Raw genomic sequence first — 709 nt, 5'->3', positions numbered from 1 at the left:
GCCGGTGACTTTCCCGGCTGTGTCGATCTTGAACACCGTGCCGCCGAAGGTGTCGGTGACGTAGGCGTTGCCGTTGCGGTCGACCGCGACGTCGTTGGCGGCGTGTGGTCCGGTGCCCAGCGCCAGATCGACCAGATGCAACGGTTTGCCGGTGCGCAGGTCATAGATGCCCAGTGCGGATTGCTGGCCGGTGGTTGCCGGCGTCGACCGTACGGCGGTGCCGATGTCGGCGTAGGTCACCAGCAGCCGGTTGCGGGCCGCGTCGACGGTCAGACCGTAGGAGGCGATCGCACGCCGGTCGTCGATCAGGGTGCGGACGGTGTTGTCCGGGCGGACCACCGACACGGTGCCGTGCCGGCTCGAGCTGACCAGAAACGTGTTGCGGGTCTGGTCCCAGGCCACCCCTTCGGGATACAGCGAATCGGCGGTCACGGTACGGGCCGCCGCCGCGTGGTACCGGTGGTCAGCGGCCATGTTGTGAGTTGCTGACGACGCCGGTCGTGCCACCGGTGTCGATGCGGATGCCGGGGCGCCGGCCAGCGGCACGAGCACGGCCGTGGCCAGGACAGCCAGGGCCACGTGGGATTTGCGTTGCCTGAGCACTGCTTCCTCCTCGATCGGATCTCTGATGCCCACCGTGGCACCACCACCGAGCGGTCAGGCAGTGCAAGCTTTGCCTGGACACACCAATCCCACCCTCCACCACGGC

General features: G+C 68.1%; 1 protein-coding gene. It reads right to left on the bottom strand.

Going from position 1 to position 709, the window contains the following annotated elements:
• The coding region (locus tag HJC40_RS45005) for an SMP-30/gluconolactonase/LRE family protein (RefSeq protein WP_250010014.1) at window positions 1-636 on the bottom strand (636 nt) is incomplete at its 3' end.
• Window positions 637-709 lie beyond the last annotated feature (73 nt).

The sequence above is a fragment of the Actinoplanes sp. M2I2 genome (assembly GCF_023544445.1).
Taxonomy (GTDB): domain Bacteria; phylum Actinomycetota; class Actinomycetes; order Mycobacteriales; family Micromonosporaceae; genus Actinoplanes.
Note: the sequence above shows the minus strand (reverse complement) of the source record. Positions and strands in the feature narration are given on the sequence as shown.